The organism is Streptomyces nanhaiensis, from assembly GCF_046614825.1.
GTDB lineage: Bacteria > Actinomycetota > Actinomycetes > Streptomycetales > Streptomycetaceae > Streptomyces > Streptomyces radiopugnans.
This window is the reverse complement of the sequence record NZ_JBKJFM010000055.1, coordinates 1-16769: the sequence shown is the minus strand read 5'-3', so window position 1 is coordinate 16769 and position 16769 is coordinate 1. Positions and strand designations below refer to the sequence as shown.

Sequence of the window (16769 nt, the reverse complement as noted above, 5' to 3'; positions counted from 1 at the left end):
GCATGACGGACTCGGACGACCGCGGCAGCGACATCGGTCTGGCCGATGTGATCCGGCAGGTCCGCGCGGATCTGGCGGCGGCGCAGCGCGAGGGCGACGCCGCCGGCAACGGGCTGCGCTTCGCCGTGGACAGGGTGTGCCTGGAGATGGCCGTCCAGGTCCGCCGCGAGGGCAGCGGCCGCACCGGCCTGCGCATCGGCGTCGTCACGGCCGACCTGGGCGGCGGGCTCAGCCGGGACACCACGCACCGGGTGCAGGTGGAGCTGACCCCCCGCCGCGGAGGCGGCACCTATCTGGTGGGCGGGGAGCCCGGCGACTGATCGAGCCTGCCGTGCGCCCCGCCGGGGTTTCCCCGCGGCAGCGACGCGCCTCGCGGTCATCGACGGCCGGGACGCTCCGGGCCGGGTCGCCGCCTCCCGGCGCACGGCCTTCCCCGCCGGCCGCTCCGCCGCCCCGGCCGAGGACGGCGAGGTGCTGCTCCACACCACGCGCGGGTGCTTCCGCACCCCCCACCCGCGACCTCGGCCGGGTCATCGCGAGGGCCCGCGTGGCCGGACCGGTCCGCAGCCTGGACGAACCGGTCCGGTTCGGCGAGCGCGCCTTCACCGGGGGATGCGGCCTGCGCACCGACGGCCTCGCCCCGTACCGCGAGGGCGGTGCTGCGCGACCTGGTGCCGCGTCCGGCGGTCTTCCCCGCCCCGGCCTCCCGGAGCGTCCGCCTGCGCCGCACCGCCCTGCCCCCGCCGTGGGGCGCGGAGCCGGTCGGCCGCGAACTCGCTCCCCGTCCGCGGCCCTACGCGGACGCCGCCGACGGCTACCGCGACGCGCGACGCGGTGCCTGACGCGCCCCCACACCGCGTCGGACACCGCGCCGAGCCTCCCCCGCTCCCCCGTTTCCCCCGCTCCCCCGTTCCGCGCGGACGTCAGGCGCTGCGCCTGAGTCTGCGCCGCTCCTCCTCCGACAGCCCGCCCCAGACCCCGTAGCGCTCGTCGTTGGCCAGGGCGTACTCCAGGCACTCGACGCGCCCCTCGCACGACTGGCAGATCTTCTTGGCGTCCACGGGTGTCCTGCCCGGCTCCGGGAAGAAGGGCTCGGAGCCGATCTGCGCGCACAGCGCGCGCTCCCACCATCCGGTCAGCTGCCCGACCGGACCGGAGTAATCAATTGCCATGCCAAGGAGCCTGCCCGGCCCCGATCAACGTTCTGTCAACGTCCGATCAACGCGCGTCGGCAAGCCCCCGCCGGCCCTCACCCTGCCACCTCCCGCACACGTACGCCCCAGGGTTCACCCACCGGGCGTGTCCGCCCGCCGACGTGTCGTCACGGGCCGGCCCGGGTCACGCGCACGGTGGGCGGAGCAGGCCGCGGCGGAGTGCCGGGCACGTCAGCCGGCGGCGCGCGTGTAGGTGAGGACGACCGCGCCGCTGTCCAGGACGGTGTGGTCGGTGAGTGTCCAGGTACGCGGATCGAAGGCGGCCTTGCGGGAGAACACCGGAATCCCGTCGCCGATGGTCAGCGGAGCGATCTTGAGGATCAGCACGTCGATCTCGGTGTAGAGGGAGCCGGCCAGTTCGGCGCCGCCGATCAGCCAGATGTCCTTGCCGTCCTGCCGCTTGAGCTCCCGGACGGTCGCCACCGGGTCGTCGGCGACGAGTTCGACGGCCGGGTCCGGGCTCTCGGTCATGCTCCGGGAGAAGACCATGTGGCGCAGGTGGGGGTAGGCGTCGGTGATCCCGGCCGCAAGACCGATCTCGTAGCTGCGCCTGCCTTCGAGCACGGTGTCGAAGCGCGTGCCCTCCGCGGTGACGGACAGCGCCTGCCGGGCCTGCACGGGCAGCGTCTCGGGGTACTCGGCCACGAGGTGCCGGACGTAGTCCTCCGCGATGGGCCAGAAGCCGTTCGGGCCGGTGGGGTCGGCGCCGTCCGGGCCCGCGATGAAGCCGTCGGGGGTGGTGGCGACGTGGTAGACGAGTCCGCGCATGCTGGATCCCTTCCGTCGGTCCGCTGCCGCAGCGCGCCCCCGGGGCCGCCGGACGGCGTGCCGGGGTGCGGGGGCCGGGCCCGGTGATCATCTCACCGGACCCGGCCCCCGCGGGGTCGTTCCGCCGGATCCCACGAGCGTTCGCGCACACGCCGGGTCCGCGGGACACCGTCCGCGACGCGCGGCGGCCCCGTCCTCCGCGCGGAGGACGGGGCCGCCGACCCGGCGTACCCGGCGCCTCGTCAGCCGACCCGCTGCATCGCCTTGCGGTGCCGCTCGGCCATCGCGGCCCCCGACTCCCGGCGGGCCATCCTGCGCAGGACGGGCGGTGCGAGGAGCAGTCCGGCGACCGCCCAGGCGCCCAGTACGCCCGCCGTCTCCAGATACCGCCACGACTCGCCGATCTCGGCCGCGACCGCCTCGCCCGGCAGCAGCGCGGCGCGGAGGCCGAGACCGAGCCAGTAGACGGGGAAGACCTGTGCGACGAGCTGCAGCCAGTCGGGCAGCGCCGTCAGGGGGAAGTAGATCCCGGAGACCACCACGAGTCCCATCACCGGGAGCATCAGCAGCCCGACGGTGCGCGGGCTGGTGACGAGCGAGCCGATGACGGCGCCCGCCGGCAGGGTCGCCAGGAGGCCCAGCGGCACCACCCACGCCAGCGTCAGCAGCGCCCCTCCGCCCCGCTGGGCGACCCCGTCGACCATGAACACACCGACGGCGAAGGGGAGCGCCATGGAGACCAGGGCCGTGCCCGACACCATGACGACCTTGCCGACCAGATGGCCGACCATGCCGTGGGGCACGGCCTTGGCGCGCAGCAGCGTGCCGTCCTCGCGCTCGGTCGCCAGGAGCTGCGCCGTGGTCATCACCCCGGTGAAGGCCAGCGTCATGCCCAGCATGCTCGGCAGCATGAACGCACCCGCCGAGATGCCCGCACCCTCCAGCGGATCGTCCCCGACCAGGAACAGCGGCACGATGAGCAGGACGGTCCAGAGCGCGTACCCGAACACGTCCTGGCCGCTGGTGAAGGTCTGCTTGAGCTCCGTCCAGCCGCGCCGCAGCCCCGTCCTGGCCGCGTACCACACCGGGTTCATCGCGCTCCCTCCCCGAAAGCGTGTGCAGCCTGCCCGCCGCCGGCGCCGCCCGACTCCAGCTCCCGCACCATCGTCAGATAGGTGTCCTCCAGGCTCGCCCGGCGCACCTCCAGCCCGCCGATCGCGTCGCCGTGCTCCTCGAACAGCCGGCGGACGAACCGGGTGGGCTCGGCCGTCGCCTGCTCGAAGGGCCGGCCGTCCCGCGTCCAGCGCACGGTGGCCTCGGCCGAGGCCTGCCGGGACAGCTCCGCGGCCGGGCCGTCGGCCACGATCCGGCCGCCGGCCAGGATGAGGATCCGGTCGGCGAGCTTCTCCGCCTCGGCGAGGTCGTGCGTGGTCATCAGCACGGTGGTGTTCTCGTCCGCGAGGCCGCGCACCAGGCCGTGGAACTCGTTCCTGGCCTCCGGGTCCAGACCGGCCGTCGGCTCGTCCAGGAAGAGCAGCTCGGGCCTGCCCACGATGCCGACGGCCACGTCGAGGCGCCTGCGCTGCCCGCCCGACAGGGTCGCGACCCGCTTGTGCGCCTGCTCGGCCAGGCCGACGGCGGCGATGAGCTCGTCTGTGTCCCAGGGGCGCCGGACGAGATCGGTGGAGTACGGCGCGTAGTAGGCGCCCAGGTGCTCCAGCAGCTCCCGCACCCGCCACTTGCCGTGGTCCCGCCAGGACTGCAGCACGATGCCCAGGCGCGCACGCCACCGCTCGTCCCCGTGGGCCGGGTCGGTGCCGAGGACGGTCACGTCACCGGCCGAGCGCATCCGGAAGCCCTCCAGGACCTCGATCGTGGTCGTCTTGCCCGCGCCGTTCGGGCCGAGCAGCACGACGACCTCGCCCCGGCGGGCCGTGAACTCCACCCCCTTGAGCACGTCGTGGCTGCGGTAGCGCATCCGCAGGTCCCGTACGTCGATGACCGTGTCGCCCTCCGGCGGCGGGCTGCCCCCGGCTCCGGGTATGGCGTGGTCGGCCGTCATCGGCTCTCCCCCGTCTCTGTGGTGGTCGCTCTTCGGGGTCGGGGCCGGAGGCCGTGCCGGCGTCCGTGGTCATGGGACGCGTCCTGCCACTGTGGCCGCCACCGCCGTCCGGCGGCGTGGTCCTGCCGGGCCCTCCCCGGACGGGCAGCCTACCGAACGGCCCGGCCGCACCTCGCGGCGAGCGGTACGGCCGTACGCGCATGCCGCGGTCAGGCGGGCCGCCCAGCCGACGAGTGGGTGAGTTCGGCCCGGCGCAGGGGCGGCACGGCGGTCGGCAGCGCGACGGCCCACCGGCTGCTGCCTACGCTGCGGAATGTGGATACTGTCGAGATTCTGCTGGTGGCGGGTGGACTGGTCGTGCTCGTCGGCGGCGGGGAGCTGCTGGTCCGCGGAGCCTCCGGACTGGCGGCACGGCTCGGCCTCTCACCGCTCGTCATCGGCCTGACGGTGGTGGCGTTCGCCACCTCGGCGCCGGAGTTCGCGGTCACCCTCGACGCGGCTCTGCAGGGCGAGCCCGACCTCGCCGTCGGCAACGTGGTGGGCAGCAACATGGTCAACGTGCTCCTCATCCTCGGAGCCTCGGCGGTCGTGCTGCCGCTGGCCGTCGGGGCCCAGCTGGTGCGTCTGGACCTGCCCATCCTCGTCGGGGTGTCCGTGCTGCTGCTCGTCCTGGCCGCGGACGGCGCCGTCACCACGGGCGACGGTGCGTTGTTGCTGGCCGTCATCGTCGGCTACACGGCTCTGACCCTGGTCCTGGGCCGCCGGCAGGCCGGCACCGCGCCCTCCGGCACGGCCGCCGGGCAGGGCGCGGAGCGGCCGCTGTGGGCGCAGTTCGCGGCGGTGGCCGTCGGCGTGGGCCTGCTGGCCGTCGGCGCCCGCATGCTCGTGGAGGGGGCGGTCGGGATCGCGACCGGGTTCGGGGTGAGCAGTCTGGTCATCGGGCTCACCGTGGTGGCGGTGGGCACCTCGCTGCCCGAGCTGGCCACGACACTGATCGCGGCCCGGCGCGGAGAGCGTGACCTGGCGGTGGGCAACATCGTGGGCAGCTGCATCTTCAACATCTGTGTGGTGCTGGGCCTGGCCGGCGTGATCGCCGCGGACGGGGTTCCGGTGGCGCCGGCCGCGGTCGCCCTCGACATCCCGCTCATGATCGCCACCTCGGTCGCGCTGCTGCCGGTCGCGTTCACCGGGCTCGCGATCGCCCGGTGGGAGGGTGCGCTGTTCCTGGCCCTCTACGCCGCCTACACGGCCTACGTGCTACTCGCGGCCACCGAGCACGACGCGCTCGAGGGGTTCACCACCGTCATGCTGTGGTTCACCCTCCCGCTCGTCGCGCTCACCCTCGTCGTCCTCGCCTCCTTCGAGGCCGGCCGGCGGCGCGGCGGCGGGCAACCGATCGTGCCGCGCTAGCCCGGCCCGGCTACGGGCCCGGCGGTCTTCTGCGCGCCTCCGCCATGACGTAGGGCCCGCCGGCCCGGCACGGTGGGCGCATGACACCACCGGCGACCACCGCGGACACCGGACTCCCGCCGCGCCGGCCGTAAGCGCGCTCGGGGCGCACTTCGACTCCACGCCTCATGGCACCCACTCCTCTTCGGGGCACCGGATGCGAGCGAAGCCGCACGGCGGTTCCCCTGTCGTGTCCCGCCAGTTGGCCCGAAAGCATGTTCTCCGAACCGTTTCCCCTCACTACAGTTGCCGCGTTTCAGCTGTTCAGCATGGCCGGGCACCGGATCCGGCCGGAGGGGTGGCAGTCGTGGGCAGGCCCTGGGAAGCCGATGCCGGAACCGACTTCAGGAGGAGGATCGGCAAGTCCCCCCAGGAGTTGGGGGTGACGACCGACAACGCCGACTGCCCCGACATCTGGGAGCTCGGCAACGGGGACATCGCCGTCATCGGGCGGGACCTCACGGATTCACTCGGAAAGAACCTGCCGGCCGGTGTGTCGATCGGTGCCGACGAGCGGCTGGTGGTTATCCCCAGGAGCATGATGATCGCGGCGAAGCCGGATATCCCCAATGTTTGACTCGTTCCCGGCAGATGAATCAGTGACCTCGGCCGGAAGAAGTACCACGAGGACTTCCGTCGCGTATTCGAGAGCGGAATCCGGCGGCTGAGGAAGCTCGAGCGCGGCCAGCACTTCAGGGAGCGCGGCTTCCCCAGCGGGGAGGCCTTCGACTCCGGGGAGTGAAAAAGGCCCTCTCACTCGTCGAGGGGAAGCACGAGGTCTACGCGCGGCGGTTCCGGGACGCGGCGGGCGCCAGGCGCTACACGGATCCGGCGCTGATCGCCGAGACGTCGGCCGGTTTCGACGCGCTCTACGACCGCGGGGAGGAATTCACGGAGTTCTTCGAGCGGGAGATCGCCCCGCTCCCCCCGCCCGCCGTGGGGCACCGCACCCCCGTGGGGCCCGGGGTCTCCCGGCCTTGATCCGCTAACGCCCCGGGCCCCGCCGCTCGGGGCCGCCCGGCCGCCGGGGCCGCCCCGCCCAGGCGTCCAGCCAGGCGAAGGCGCCGTCCTGCGCACCGGGGGCGAAGACGTGGCCGAGCCCCGGGCGGAGCTCCGTGTGGAGGCGGTCCTCCGCGTGCTGGGAGCGCCAGACGGCGCGCAGTCTGCTGTACGCCGCCTCCACCGCGGCGGCGGTGAACAGCGGGTCCTCCGAACCGCCGGTGAGGTAGAGCGGTTTGGGTGCGGCGATGCTCGCCACGTCGGGGAGGTCCAGATGGCGTGCCAGTCCGGGGTGGAGCATGAAGTAGGCGGACTGGCCGCGCAGGGCGTTGTCGCCCGGGACCATCATCTCCTTCAGGCCCGTCATCCAGGAGGCGGCCACCGCCGCTCGGACGTGGTCGGAGAGGGCGGCCGTCTGCCAGGCCCGGTAGGCGCCCATGGAGAAGCCCAGCGCCGCGACCCGTTCGGTGTCCACCTCGGGTAGGGAGGCGAGGAAGGCGGCGGCGCGCTGGTCCTCGCGGGCCATCAGGCCGGCCGGTGAGGAGCCGAGGTTGAACAGGTTGGCGGCCAGCGCCTGCTGGCTCTCGTAGGTCAGCCCCGAGCGGTCGCCCCAGCCGGGGGCGTCGACGGCGAGTACGGCCCAGCCGCGGCGGGCGAGTTCGTCGCCGACGAAGCGCCCGCCGAAGCATCTGTCCGCCCAGGCGCGCGCCGAGGACAGCCGCGCCCGGTCGTACCAGGGCCGTACGAGTTTCTCCTTGCCGATGTCGAACCGCGAGCCGTGGTCGTGCAGCAGGAGCACCGCCGGGTGGGGCCCCTCTCCGTCCGGCACCAGCATCAGCGCGCGCACCCGGCTCAGGCGCGTCACGTTGAACAGGAGGATCCGGCGGCGGTAGCCCCCTGCCCGCTGCTCGTCGGCGGTCTCGGGGGCGAAGGGGGTGTCGTCCGGGGGCTGGAGGAGGTGCCGTTCGACCGTGGCACGGGCTGCCTCGCGCCAGGCGGGGAAGTCCCGGATCGGAGAGGTCCCCCAGGCCAGGGGGAAGGTCAGTTCGTCCTTGAGGCGCTCGTGGAAGACCGGCAGAGCGCCGTCCAGCACGGCCGGGGACTCGAATCCCGAGGGGGGCGGAGCGCCGGGGATCGGGGCGGCGGGCTCCCGTCCACCGGGGTGTGTCATGTGTGCGTCCCTCGGCCGTGCGGCCCCGCCGTGGATCGCGGCGGGTCACGGCGGAACCTAGCGAGCGGGCGCGTCCTCGGGCAAGGGTCCCGCTCCCGCCGGTCCGGCAGGGCCCGCCCCAGCGGGGAGCCGGTACGGGGAGCGTCAGGTGCGGGCGTCCAGGCGGTGCAGCAGTGAGCCGTCCCTCCCGAAGACGTCCATCAGGTATCCCCGTTCCAGCGAGACGCCCTCCACCTGCACCAGGAAGAAGACGAGCGAGTCCTTCAGCCGGTCGAACCTCTCGGCGTCCGATTCCGTGGCGCGGCTGCGGACCACCAGCAGGGCCACGCCCTCCGGGCCGGGCTCGCGCTCGACGGCGTGGACGTCCTCGTCGCCGCCGGAGCCGCGGTAGCGCTCGGCCAGTGCCTTCGCCTCGGCGGGCGCGGCCGTGCTCACCGCCGTGGGACCGGCGGTTGCCGGGGCGGACGGGGTGCCGGGCCCGGCGTCGGAGCGCTCCTGCCCCTGCCCGGTGCAGGCGCACAGGACGAGGGCGCAGAGCGGCAGGGCCAGTGCGGCGGCACGTCCGGGCGGGCGTGGTGCGTCCGGACACGTGCCGGTGCCCGCGGTGTCCGGAGTGCGTGGTCTTCTTCGTAAGGGCATTGGCCGACCCTGACGTTTCCGGGCGGCGGCTTACGCGGCCTGCCCCGTCCGGTCGCCGGCTGCTCCCGTGAGGAACGCCCGCGCTCCGCGCCGGCCGCCCTCGACGCACCCCTCGGGGTGGCACCTTCTCCGCCCCCGTTCCGTGGGACCGCCGCGCATCGTTCTGTGAACGGTGTCAAACGCCGTAGTAACCTGCCCGGTGACACCGATTGTTCGAATCCCGGCGCTCTCATCGGAGCTTTGAATTCGAACAGTCGCCTGCGACGACCCGGCCCGACTCGACCCGACCCGACTTCGGAGATCTCGATGCCTTCAACACGCGCAGTGCCGGTCACCCTCGCGGAGATCGCGCGGATCGCCGGGGTGGGGCGGGCGGCCGTCAGCAACTGGCGGCGCCGGCACGACTCCTTCCCCGCCCGGATCGGCGGCACCGACGCCAGCCCCCAGTTCTCCCTCGCCGAGATCGAGCGGTGGCTGCGGGAGAACGACAAGCTCAAGGAGATCGGGGGGCGCGAGCTGCTCTGGCCCGGCTTCGAGGCCCTCGGCAGCCGGGACGAGACGGGGCTGGCCATCGCCGAGGCCGGACGGCGGATGCGCGACGGCGAGGCCCCCGCGTCCGTTCCGCCCCTGTCCGAGCAGGCCCGGGAACTGGTCGACGAGGCCGTGGCACTGGGACGGCGCGAGGGAGCGCGGGAGGTCTTCGAGTTCCTGCTGCAGCGCTGGCTGGACGCCCACGTACGCCAGGTCAGCGCCAGCCCCCGCCCCCTGGCGGACCTGATGGCCCAGGTCGCCCTGGCGGCCCACCCGGCCCCGTCCGCGGACGGCGGGACGACCGTGCTCGACCCGGCCTGCGGCGCCGGCCATCTGCTGGATGCCGCCGCACGTGCGCGGACGCGCGCGGGGGCGGCCCGGATCACCCTGCTGGGCTGCGACAGCGATCCGGCCCTCGCCGCACTGGCCGCCGCACGGCTGGCGTTCGTCGTCGACGAGGCGGGCGGGGCCGGAAGGACCGGTACGGGCGTGGCGCCGGTGACGGCGGACGTGCGGGAGGGCGACTCCCTGCGCGCCGACCCGCACGAGCGCGCCGCCGCGGACGTCGTCCTGTGCAACCCGCCCTTCAACGAACGCGACTGGGGCTACGAGGAGCTGTCCACCGACCGCCGCTGGGTGCACGGCCTGCCGCCGCGCACCGAGTCGGAGCTCGCCTGGGTGCAGCACGCCCTGGCCCGGCTGCGGCCGGGCGGCACCGCCGTGCTGCTGCTGCCGCCCGCCGTCGCCTCCCGCCGGGCCGGCCGCAGGATCCGCGGCGCGCTGCTGCGCGCCGGGCTGCTGCGGGCCGTCATCGCCCTGCCCCCGGGCTGCGCGCAGCCGCACAGCGTGTCGCTGCACCTGTGGCTGCTGCGCGCCCCCGGGAGCACCGGGCCCGCCGAGGACAACGGGGTCCTGCTCGCCGACGCGGCGGCCTCCCTGCGGGCGGCGGCCGCACGCGAGGGCGGGGTGGACTGGGACGCGCTGGGCGACTTCGTGCGGACCGCGGTGGCCGCCTACGGCAGCGGGGCGGCCGAACTGCCGGACTGTGCGCGGCGCATGGCGGTCATCGAGCTGCTGGACGACGAGGTCGACCTCACCCCCGGGCGCCATGTCTCCCCCGCCCAGGCCGGCGAGGAACTCGATCTGGAGGACGCCTGGAGCGGCTTCGGGGAGGCACTGGCCGGACTGCGCGCCGCCGGGCGGGCGCTGTCCGCCCTGGAACCTGCCGGGAACGGCGGGGCCGGACAGCCGAAGACGACCGTGGGCGACCTGGCCCGGGCCGGGGCGCTGACCCTGCGCGGCGGCCAGCAGCCGCCGGACGGGACGGTCCGCGGCGGCGAGCCCGGTGAGGGCGGCCTGCCCCTGCTGACCGTGCCGGACCTGCTCCAGGGCGGCGGGCCGGCGGGCTGGCTGCACCCCTCGGACGTCTCCGACCGCGGGGTGCTGGTGGCCATGCCCGGTGACGTGGTGGTGGCCGGGGTGATCCGCGCCTTCGCCGCCTGGGTGCACCACGGTCCGCCCACGGCGCTCGGCGCCCAGCTCTACGCGCTGCGCGTGGACCCGGAGAAGATGGACGCCTGGTTCCTCGCGGGCTGTCTTCGCGCCCCCTCCAACGGCCGCCAGGCGGGCACCCACGCCTCCAGCGCCTCGCGGGTGGACGTGCGCCGGCTCCAGGTCCTCCAGCTCCCACTGGCCGAGCAGTCGCGCTACAGCGAGGTGTTCCGGCGGCTGACCGAGTTCGAGGAGTTCCGCGGGCGCCTGGACGGGCTGGCCTCGCGCCTGGCGCGCGACATCAGCGACGGGCTGGCGACGGGCCGGCTGTCGGCCGGACGCTGAGCCGGACGCCGGGGCGGCCGGTCGGGCGGGGCCGGGGCGGGTGCCAGGATCGGGCGCCGGGCCCGTCCCGCCCGTCACCGCTCGTACCAGCCCCTCTCGCGCGGCTGCGACGTCCAGGGCACCGGCGCCTTCGCCCGGGCGGGGGCGGTGCTCCCGCCCGGCCCCGGCCGACCGGCCGCCCAGAAGGCCGCGTTGGCCAGGACGGTGCGCACGTCCTCGCGGCGGTAGACCGGGTACTCCTCGTGACCCGGGCTGAAGTAGAAGACCCTGCCGAGCCCGCGGCGGTAGGCGATCCCGCTGCGGAAGACCTCCCCGCCCTCGAAGGAGGAGACGAAGACCAGCTCGTCGGGGACGGGCACGTCGAACGGCTCGGCGTACATCTCCTGCTCGCCGATGACCATCGGCTGGGGCACCCCGGCGGCGACCGGATGCGTGACGTCGACCGTCCAGACCACCTCGCGGTCGCCGTGGCGCCAGCCGGAGATCCGGCCGCTGGTGCCCGTCAGGGCGCGGAAGACCTTCGACTCCGCGCTGGAGTGGAGGGCGACCAGCCCCATGCCCTCCAGCACCCGGGCGCGCACCCGCGCCACGATCCCGTCGTCCACCTCGCCGTGCCGCTGGTGGCCCCACCAGAACAGGACGTCGGTCCCGTCCAGCGCCGTGCCGCCGAGTCCGTGGTCCTCCTGGTCCATGGTGGCCGTGCGCACGCGCAGCTCCCCGTGGGGGGCGAACGCGTCGGCGATGGCGTTGTGCATCCCTCCCGGGTAGACGGCGGTGACCGCCGCGTCGTCCGGCCCGCACTCGGTCCACACCGTCACGGAGACGCCCATGCCCCGCTCCTCTCCCGGACTCCCCCGGCGCCCGGATTCCGGGCCGCCGACGGGAGCCCGGGTCCCCCGGGGCGGCCCGGCCTAACGGGCGAGGTGGCCCTCGATCTCGGCGAGCTCGTCGTCGGTGAAGTCGAGGTTGCCGGCGGCCGCGACGTTGTCCTCGAGCTGCTTGACGCTGCTGGCGCCGACGAGCGCGGAGGTCACCCGTCCGCCGCGCAGGACCCAGGCGATGGCCGTCTGCGCCAGGGTCTGGCCGCGCCGCCGCGCGATCTCGTCGAGCGCGCGGACCGTGGCGAGGGTCTCCTCGGTGATGCCCTCGGCGTTCAGGAACGGGCTGGCGCCCGCGGCCCGGGAACCGGCGGGGATGCCGGACAGGTAGCGGTCGGTGAGCAGGCCCTGGGCCAGCGGGGAGAAGGCGATGGAACCGGCGCCCACCTCGTCGAGGACGTCGAGCAGACCGTCCTCCACCCATCGGTTGAACATCGAGTACGAGGGCTGGTGGATCAGCAGCGGGGTGCCGAGGCCGGCCAGGATGCGGGCGGCCTCGCGGGTCTGCTCGGGGCTGTAGTTGGAGATGCCCACGTAGAGCGCCTTGCCCTGCCGGACGGCGGTGTCCAGCGCCCCCATGGTCTCCTCCATGGGCGTGTCGGGGTCGGGGCGGTGGGAGTAGAAGACGTCGACGTACTCCAGGCCCATACGGCTCAGGCTCTGGTCCAGGCTGGCCAGCAGGTACTTGCGCGATCCCCACTCGCCGTACGGGCCCGGCCACATGTCGTAGCCCGCCTTGGTGGAGATCACCAGCTCGTCGCGGTAGGGGCGGAAGTCCCGGGCGAGGTGACGGCCGAAGTTGGCCTCGGCCGCCCCGGGGGGCGGGCCGTAGTTGTTGGCCAGGTCGAAGTGGGTGACGCCCAGGTCGAAGGCGCGGCGCAGGATCGCCCGCTGGGTGTCCAGCGGCTTGTCGTCGCCGAAGTTGTGCCACAGGCCGAGCGAGACCGCCGGCAGTTTCAGCCCGCTGCGTCCGACACGTCGGTAGGGCATGGCGTCGTAGCGCGCGTCCGCGGCGGTGTGGGTCACGGTGCTCCTCTGCGGGGTGGACGGGGACGGCGGGCCGGGTCGGCGATTCCTGGTCCGGGGCCGGGATCCGGGACTGGCAACGCTACACCGCGCCGTCACCGCGCCGGACGGCCGCTCGGGACGCGGGCCCACCGCGGGCACGCGGCACCGCATCCGCCCATCCGTGGCGAAAACCCACTGCCGGCGGGGGGATGCCGGGGAGGGAGGGCGGAACACCTATGACGCGACTATTGACATGTAGGGAACAACCGGGGCGTCATATGGGGGCGTCGTTCGGCGTCCCGTCGAACCGCGCGGGGCCTCGCCGTCGAACGGCGGAGGCCGGTGCCGCATCCGGAACGATGTGTCCGAATGGGGTTGGACAACGTTGTCAGAGGTTTTGACAACGTTGTCTCGCCGGTCTTCCGCCCTCGCCGGGAGCCCCCGCCTCCCCGCCCGCGACCACCGGCCCGGGCGTCCCCAGGGGCCCGCCCCCATGGGGCCCCTGGGGCAGGTACCTGCCAAGGAGAAACATGGAGAGACGACCCAGAAGGAAACTGCCGGCGTTCGTCGCCGCGGCGCTCGCCGGCCTGGTCGGCGTGCTGCTGCCGGTGTTCGGCCCGGCCGACGAGGCCGAGGCCGCCACGGGCATCCGCGTCAGCAACGGCCGGGTGTACGAGGCGAACGGCAACGAGTTCGTGATGCGCGGCGTCAACCACGCCCACGCCTGGTACCCGAACCGGACCGGATCCATCGCCCACATCAAGGCCAAGGGCGCCAACACCGTCCGGGTGGTGCTCGCCAACGGCGACAGATGGACCCGCACCAGCGCCTCCGAGGTCTCCTCGATCATCGGCCAGTGCAAGCAGAACAGGCTGATCTGCGTGCTGGAGGTGCACGACACCACCGGCTACGGCGAGGACGGCGCCGCCACCTCGCTCTCCCGGGCGGCCGACTACTGGATCGGTATCAAGAGCGTGCTGGAGGGCCAGGAGAACCACGTCGTCGTCAACATCGGCAACGAGCCGTTCGGCAACAACGGCTACGACCGCTGGACCTCCGACACCGTCGCCGCCATCCAGAAGCTGCGGAACGCCGGTTTCGACCACGCGCTGATGGTCGACGCCCCCAACTGGGGCCAGGACTGGTCGAACACCATGCGGAACAACGCCTCGACGGTGTTCAACTCCGACCCCAGGCGCAACACGATCTTCTCCGTCCACATGTACGGGGTCTACAACACCGCTTCCAAGGTCCAGTCCTACCTGAACCACTTCGTCGGCAACCGGCTGCCGATCGTGGTGGGCGAGTTCGGCCACAACCACGGTGACGGCGACCCGGACGAGAACGCGATCATGGCGACCGCGCAGTCGCTGCGGGTGGGCTACCTGGGCTGGTCCTGGAGCGGCAACGGCAGCGGCGTCGAGTACCTGGACATGGTCAACGGCTTCGACCCGAACTCCCTGACCAGTTGGGGCCAGCGCTTCTTCAACGGTGCCAACGGCATCTCCGCCACCTCCCGGGAGGCGACCGTCTACGGCGGCGGTTCCGGGGGCGGTTCCGGAGGTACCGCGCCGAACGGCTACCCGTACTGCGTGAACGGCAGCGCCTCCGACCCCGACGGCGACGGCTGGGGCTGGGAGGACAACCGCTCCTGCGTGGTGCGCGGCAGCGCGGCCGACGGCGGCGACTCCGGCGGCACGGCCCCCAACGGCTACCCGTACTGCGTGAACGGCAGCGCCTCCGACCCCGACGGCGACGGCTGGGGCTGGGAGGACAACCGCTCCTGCGTCGTGCGCGGCAGCGCGGCCGACGGCTGACGGCCGACGGCTGACGGCTGACGGCTGACGGCTGACGGCTGACGGCTGACGACCGGCGGGTGACGGCCCGCACGCAAACGGCGTCCTCCCGCCCCGGAAGCGGGGCGGGAGGACGCCGTGCGGTTCTCTGCGTGCTCGTCCGCTCTCAGCAGGTGTTCCTGCTGGTGTTGTTGAGGGTGAGGTTGCGGTAGGTGATGTTCGTGCCGCAGGGGCTCTCCCTGAGCGAGGTGTTGCTCAGCGTCAGGTTCTGCAGGGTGATGTCCCGGTTGCCCGGGAACTCGCTGCGGGCCGCCAGCCTGACCTCCCCGCCGCCGCTGACCGTGCCGCCCTGGGAGGCGATGGTCACGTTGTAGCAGTTCTCGATCAGGATGGCGTTGTTGCCGGTGTTGGTCAGCGTCACCCGGTCGATGACGGCGCCGCCGCTCTCGGAGACGCAGAAGACCCCGCGCCCGCCGCCGCGGGCGATGACCTCGCCGACGCGGATGTTGGTCGGGTAGCTGCTGCCGACCCGGCCGTTGCGGTTGGCCATCCGGAACGCCGCGTAACCGGTGCCGGTGGCGGTGTTGTCGGCGTCGACCCTGCCCACCGTGGCGTTGATCGTGTCGTTGAGCAGCAGGCCGGAGTAGCCGACGTTGCGGGCGGTCACCGTTCCGATCGTCAGTCCGTCCACCCCGTAGGTCTCCACACCGTGGTTGCTCGTGCCCGAGACGTAGACGTTGTCGATGCGGATGTTGCGCGAGCGCACCGAGCGATCGCCGTGGTTGTCGATCCGGATGCCCAGGCCGCCGGAGACCCGCATGTCGATCTGGCCGAGCACCACGTTGGTGACGTTGCGCATGAAGATGCCGTACAGCGGGCGGCCGGTGACGGTCAGATGCCCGACCTCGACGTTCGTCGCGCCGCGGGAGTAGATCGGCGCCTGGTCGCCGGAGCCCGAGCCGGTGACGTCGATGGTGCCGCACACGTCGATCGCGGTGTTGCTCGGCAGCGACACCCTGGTCCCGGCGCTGATCGAGCCCGAACCCCGTACCACCACACGCTCCTTGGAGGAGCGGTTCGGCGTCAGGCTGCCTATCGCGGCCTGCATCGCGTCGCGCATGCTGCCGCCGGTGTAGACGGTGCTGCCGCCCCGGCGCGCGGTCCAGGTGTCTCCGCTGCGCACCGCCTCGGCCTGGTACGAGCCCTCGCCGCAGGCGGCCGCGGCGGCCGGCGCCGCCTGGGCGCTCCGGGACTCCCGCGCGGCCCCGCCCTCCTGCGCCGTCCGGGCCTCCTGGGCCGCCTGTCCGGAACGGCCGGCCCCGGGCCGGGGCTCCACCGCCCCGACCGTGGTGGCCACCGTCGCCAGCATGGCCGCCGTCAGGGCGCCGGCCGCGACCGCGGCGAGTCTGCGCCTCCTGGCGGAGGGTACGGCTCCGCTTCTCATCGTGGACTCCTTCCGTGGGGGGACACTCACCGCACACGGCACGGGGCCGCTCGCGCCGGGCCGGAGGCGGTGGGCCCGGCCCGGGGCATCCGTCCGGGGGCGGCACGACACGGCACCGGGACGGGGAATTCGCGAGAAAAGTGCAGTAAGCGCTTTCTAAGTCCATCAGTATTGCAACGTTTCATTCAGGGGGTCAAGAGGCGTGCGGTCGCTTCCGGAAAAGGCTGCATCGCGGCCTTTTCCGGAACGCGCCATCGAAGCTCCCGACAGGCCGCCTCTGAGCTGGGCTTCTTTCCCGGCTCTCCTCGGCCCCGCCCGAAGATCCCGCATTTCCGGAACGCCTGTACCGAATAGCGGGCGGATAAGGGGGTCCGGAGGAGGCGCGTTCTCGCGCCGGTTCATCCACCGGTTCACCGCATATGCGGTGAACCGGCACGGAAAGCGCCCGCGCCGGGAAGCCGGCGCGCGGCGGGAGCCCGGTGGCCTCGCGCCGAGTCGCGGATCCCTCCGCCCCGGACCAGACTTGTCGGTGGCCGGACCCGCGCCGCCCGGCCCCGACCTCTGCCCCCACCCCCGGCACCGCCCAGGTGATCCCCATGCCGATGCCCGTGTTCGGACCGCGGGAGCCGTTCGCCGAACCGCTCAACCGCCTCCTCGGCACCGGCCCCCGGGCCCCCCGCCCGGCCGACCGTCCGGTGTCCGCCGGCGCGCTCCCGGACGAGTCCGCCCGGGAGCTGCTGTCACTGGCCGCCGGGCGGGCGGCCGCAGACGGCGGTGAGCTGGACACCGGCCACCTGCTGTGGGCCGCCGCCCGGGTGGGTCCCTCGCGCCGTGTTCTGGCGGACGCCGGAGCGGATCCGGACCGGCTCGCCTCCGACCTGCTCCCGGTCCTCGCCAGGGGCGGCGGCAGCGCCGGGCCCTCCCTGACACCCGCGGCCGAACGCGCCCTGCTGGCGGCCCGCGCGGGCGCCCGC

The 16769-nt window shown here is 73.8% G+C and carries 17 protein-coding genes; 8 read left to right on the top strand and 9 right to left on the bottom strand.

The window, feature by feature from the left end; all coding sequences use genetic code 11:
* Window positions 1-2: 2 nt before the first annotated feature.
* Window positions 3-320 (top strand): trypco2 family protein, encoded by a 318-nt coding sequence (locus ACLIYP_RS14545; RefSeq protein WP_412713551.1) that lies wholly within the window; start codon window positions 3-5, stop codon window positions 318-320.
* A 336-nt stretch (window positions 321-656) separates the two neighbouring features.
* Window positions 657-842: a hypothetical protein gene (locus ACLIYP_RS14540; RefSeq protein WP_412713550.1), complete on the top strand. Its 186-nt coding sequence runs from the start codon at window positions 657-659 to the stop codon at window positions 840-842.
* Window positions 843-923: 81 nt separating this feature from the next.
* On the opposite strand, the gene ACLIYP_RS14535 is transcribed toward ACLIYP_RS14540, so the two are convergent.
* From ACLIYP_RS14535 to ACLIYP_RS14520, 4 genes are all read right to left on the bottom strand, one after another.
* Entirely contained in the window at window positions 924-1172 is a 249-nt protein-coding gene (locus tag ACLIYP_RS14535; RefSeq protein ID WP_412713549.1) for a WhiB family transcriptional regulator, read from the bottom strand.
* A 213-nt stretch (window positions 1173-1385) separates the two neighbouring features.
* Window positions 1386-1982, bottom strand: a complete 597-nt coding sequence (locus ACLIYP_RS14530; RefSeq protein WP_412713548.1) for a dihydrofolate reductase family protein — start codon at window positions 1980-1982, stop codon at window positions 1386-1388.
* Between the two features lie 242 nt (window positions 1983-2224).
* A complete protein-coding gene (locus ACLIYP_RS14525) occupies window positions 2225-3076 on the bottom strand; it encodes an ABC transporter permease (protein ID WP_412713547.1) in 852 nt (283 codons plus the stop codon).
* Complete coding sequence (locus ACLIYP_RS14520; protein ID WP_412713546.1) at window positions 3073-4044, bottom strand: ABC transporter ATP-binding protein; 972 nt, start codon at window positions 4042-4044, stop codon at window positions 3073-3075. Before ACLIYP_RS14520 ends, ACLIYP_RS14525 begins: the two co-directional genes overlap by 4 nt.
* Window positions 4045-4359: 315 nt before the next feature.
* On the opposite strand from ACLIYP_RS14520, the gene ACLIYP_RS14515 reads away from it, so the two are divergent.
* From ACLIYP_RS14515 to ACLIYP_RS14505, 3 genes are all read left to right on the top strand, one after another.
* Entirely contained in the window at window positions 4360-5454 is a 1095-nt protein-coding gene (locus ACLIYP_RS14515) for a calcium/sodium antiporter (protein WP_412713545.1), read from the top strand.
* A gap of 346 nt (window positions 5455-5800) precedes the next feature.
* Window positions 5801-6070 carry a hypothetical protein gene (locus tag ACLIYP_RS14510; RefSeq protein WP_412713564.1) on the top strand — a complete coding sequence of 90 codons (270 nt, stop codon included), beginning with the start codon at window positions 5801-5803 and terminating at the stop codon, window positions 6068-6070.
* A 161-nt stretch (window positions 6071-6231) separates the two neighbouring features.
* Window positions 6232-6474, top strand: coding sequence for a hypothetical protein (locus ACLIYP_RS14505; RefSeq protein ID WP_412713544.1), 243 nt, complete (start codon window positions 6232-6234; stop codon window positions 6472-6474).
* A gap of 4 nt (window positions 6475-6478) precedes the next feature.
* Here ACLIYP_RS14505 and ACLIYP_RS14500 read toward each other — a convergent pair whose 3' ends face one another.
* Window positions 6479-7663, bottom strand: a complete 1185-nt coding sequence (locus ACLIYP_RS14500) for a dienelactone hydrolase family protein (protein WP_412713543.1) — start codon at window positions 7661-7663, stop codon at window positions 6479-6481.
* Window positions 7664-7807: 144 nt separating this feature from the next.
* Window positions 7808-8302: a hypothetical protein gene (locus ACLIYP_RS14495; protein WP_412713542.1), complete on the bottom strand. Its 495-nt coding sequence runs from the start codon at window positions 8300-8302 to the stop codon at window positions 7808-7810.
* Window positions 8303-8608: 306 nt separating this feature from the next.
* Between ACLIYP_RS14495 and ACLIYP_RS14490 the strand changes: the two genes are divergently transcribed.
* Window positions 8609-10669 (top strand): N-6 DNA methylase, encoded by a 2061-nt coding sequence (locus ACLIYP_RS14490; protein WP_412713541.1) that lies wholly within the window; start codon window positions 8609-8611, stop codon window positions 10667-10669.
* A 74-nt stretch (window positions 10670-10743) separates the two neighbouring features.
* Here ACLIYP_RS14490 and ACLIYP_RS14485 read toward each other — a convergent pair whose 3' ends face one another.
* Entirely contained in the window at window positions 10744-11499 is a 756-nt protein-coding gene (locus tag ACLIYP_RS14485) for a ThuA domain-containing protein (protein WP_412713540.1), read from the bottom strand.
* 81 nt (window positions 11500-11580) lie between these two features.
* Window positions 11581-12573 (bottom strand): L-glyceraldehyde 3-phosphate reductase, encoded by a 993-nt coding sequence (gene mgrA, locus ACLIYP_RS14480; RefSeq protein ID WP_412713539.1) that lies wholly within the window; start codon window positions 12571-12573, stop codon window positions 11581-11583.
* A gap of 512 nt (window positions 12574-13085) precedes the next feature.
* Between mgrA and ACLIYP_RS14475 the strand changes: the two genes are divergently transcribed.
* Complete coding sequence (locus ACLIYP_RS14475) at window positions 13086-14372, top strand: cellulase family glycosylhydrolase (RefSeq protein WP_412713538.1); 1287 nt, start codon at window positions 13086-13088, stop codon at window positions 14370-14372.
* A 145-nt stretch (window positions 14373-14517) separates the two neighbouring features.
* On the opposite strand, the gene ACLIYP_RS14470 is transcribed toward ACLIYP_RS14475, so the two are convergent.
* Window positions 14518-15795, bottom strand: a complete 1278-nt coding sequence (locus tag ACLIYP_RS14470) for a right-handed parallel beta-helix repeat-containing protein (RefSeq protein WP_412713537.1) — start codon at window positions 15793-15795, stop codon at window positions 14518-14520.
* Between the two features lie 596 nt (window positions 15796-16391).
* Here ACLIYP_RS14470 and ACLIYP_RS14465 point away from each other — a divergent pair.
* Window positions 16392-16769: Clp protease N-terminal domain-containing protein (locus ACLIYP_RS14465; RefSeq protein WP_412713536.1), on the top strand; the 378-nt coding region annotated here is incomplete at its 3' end.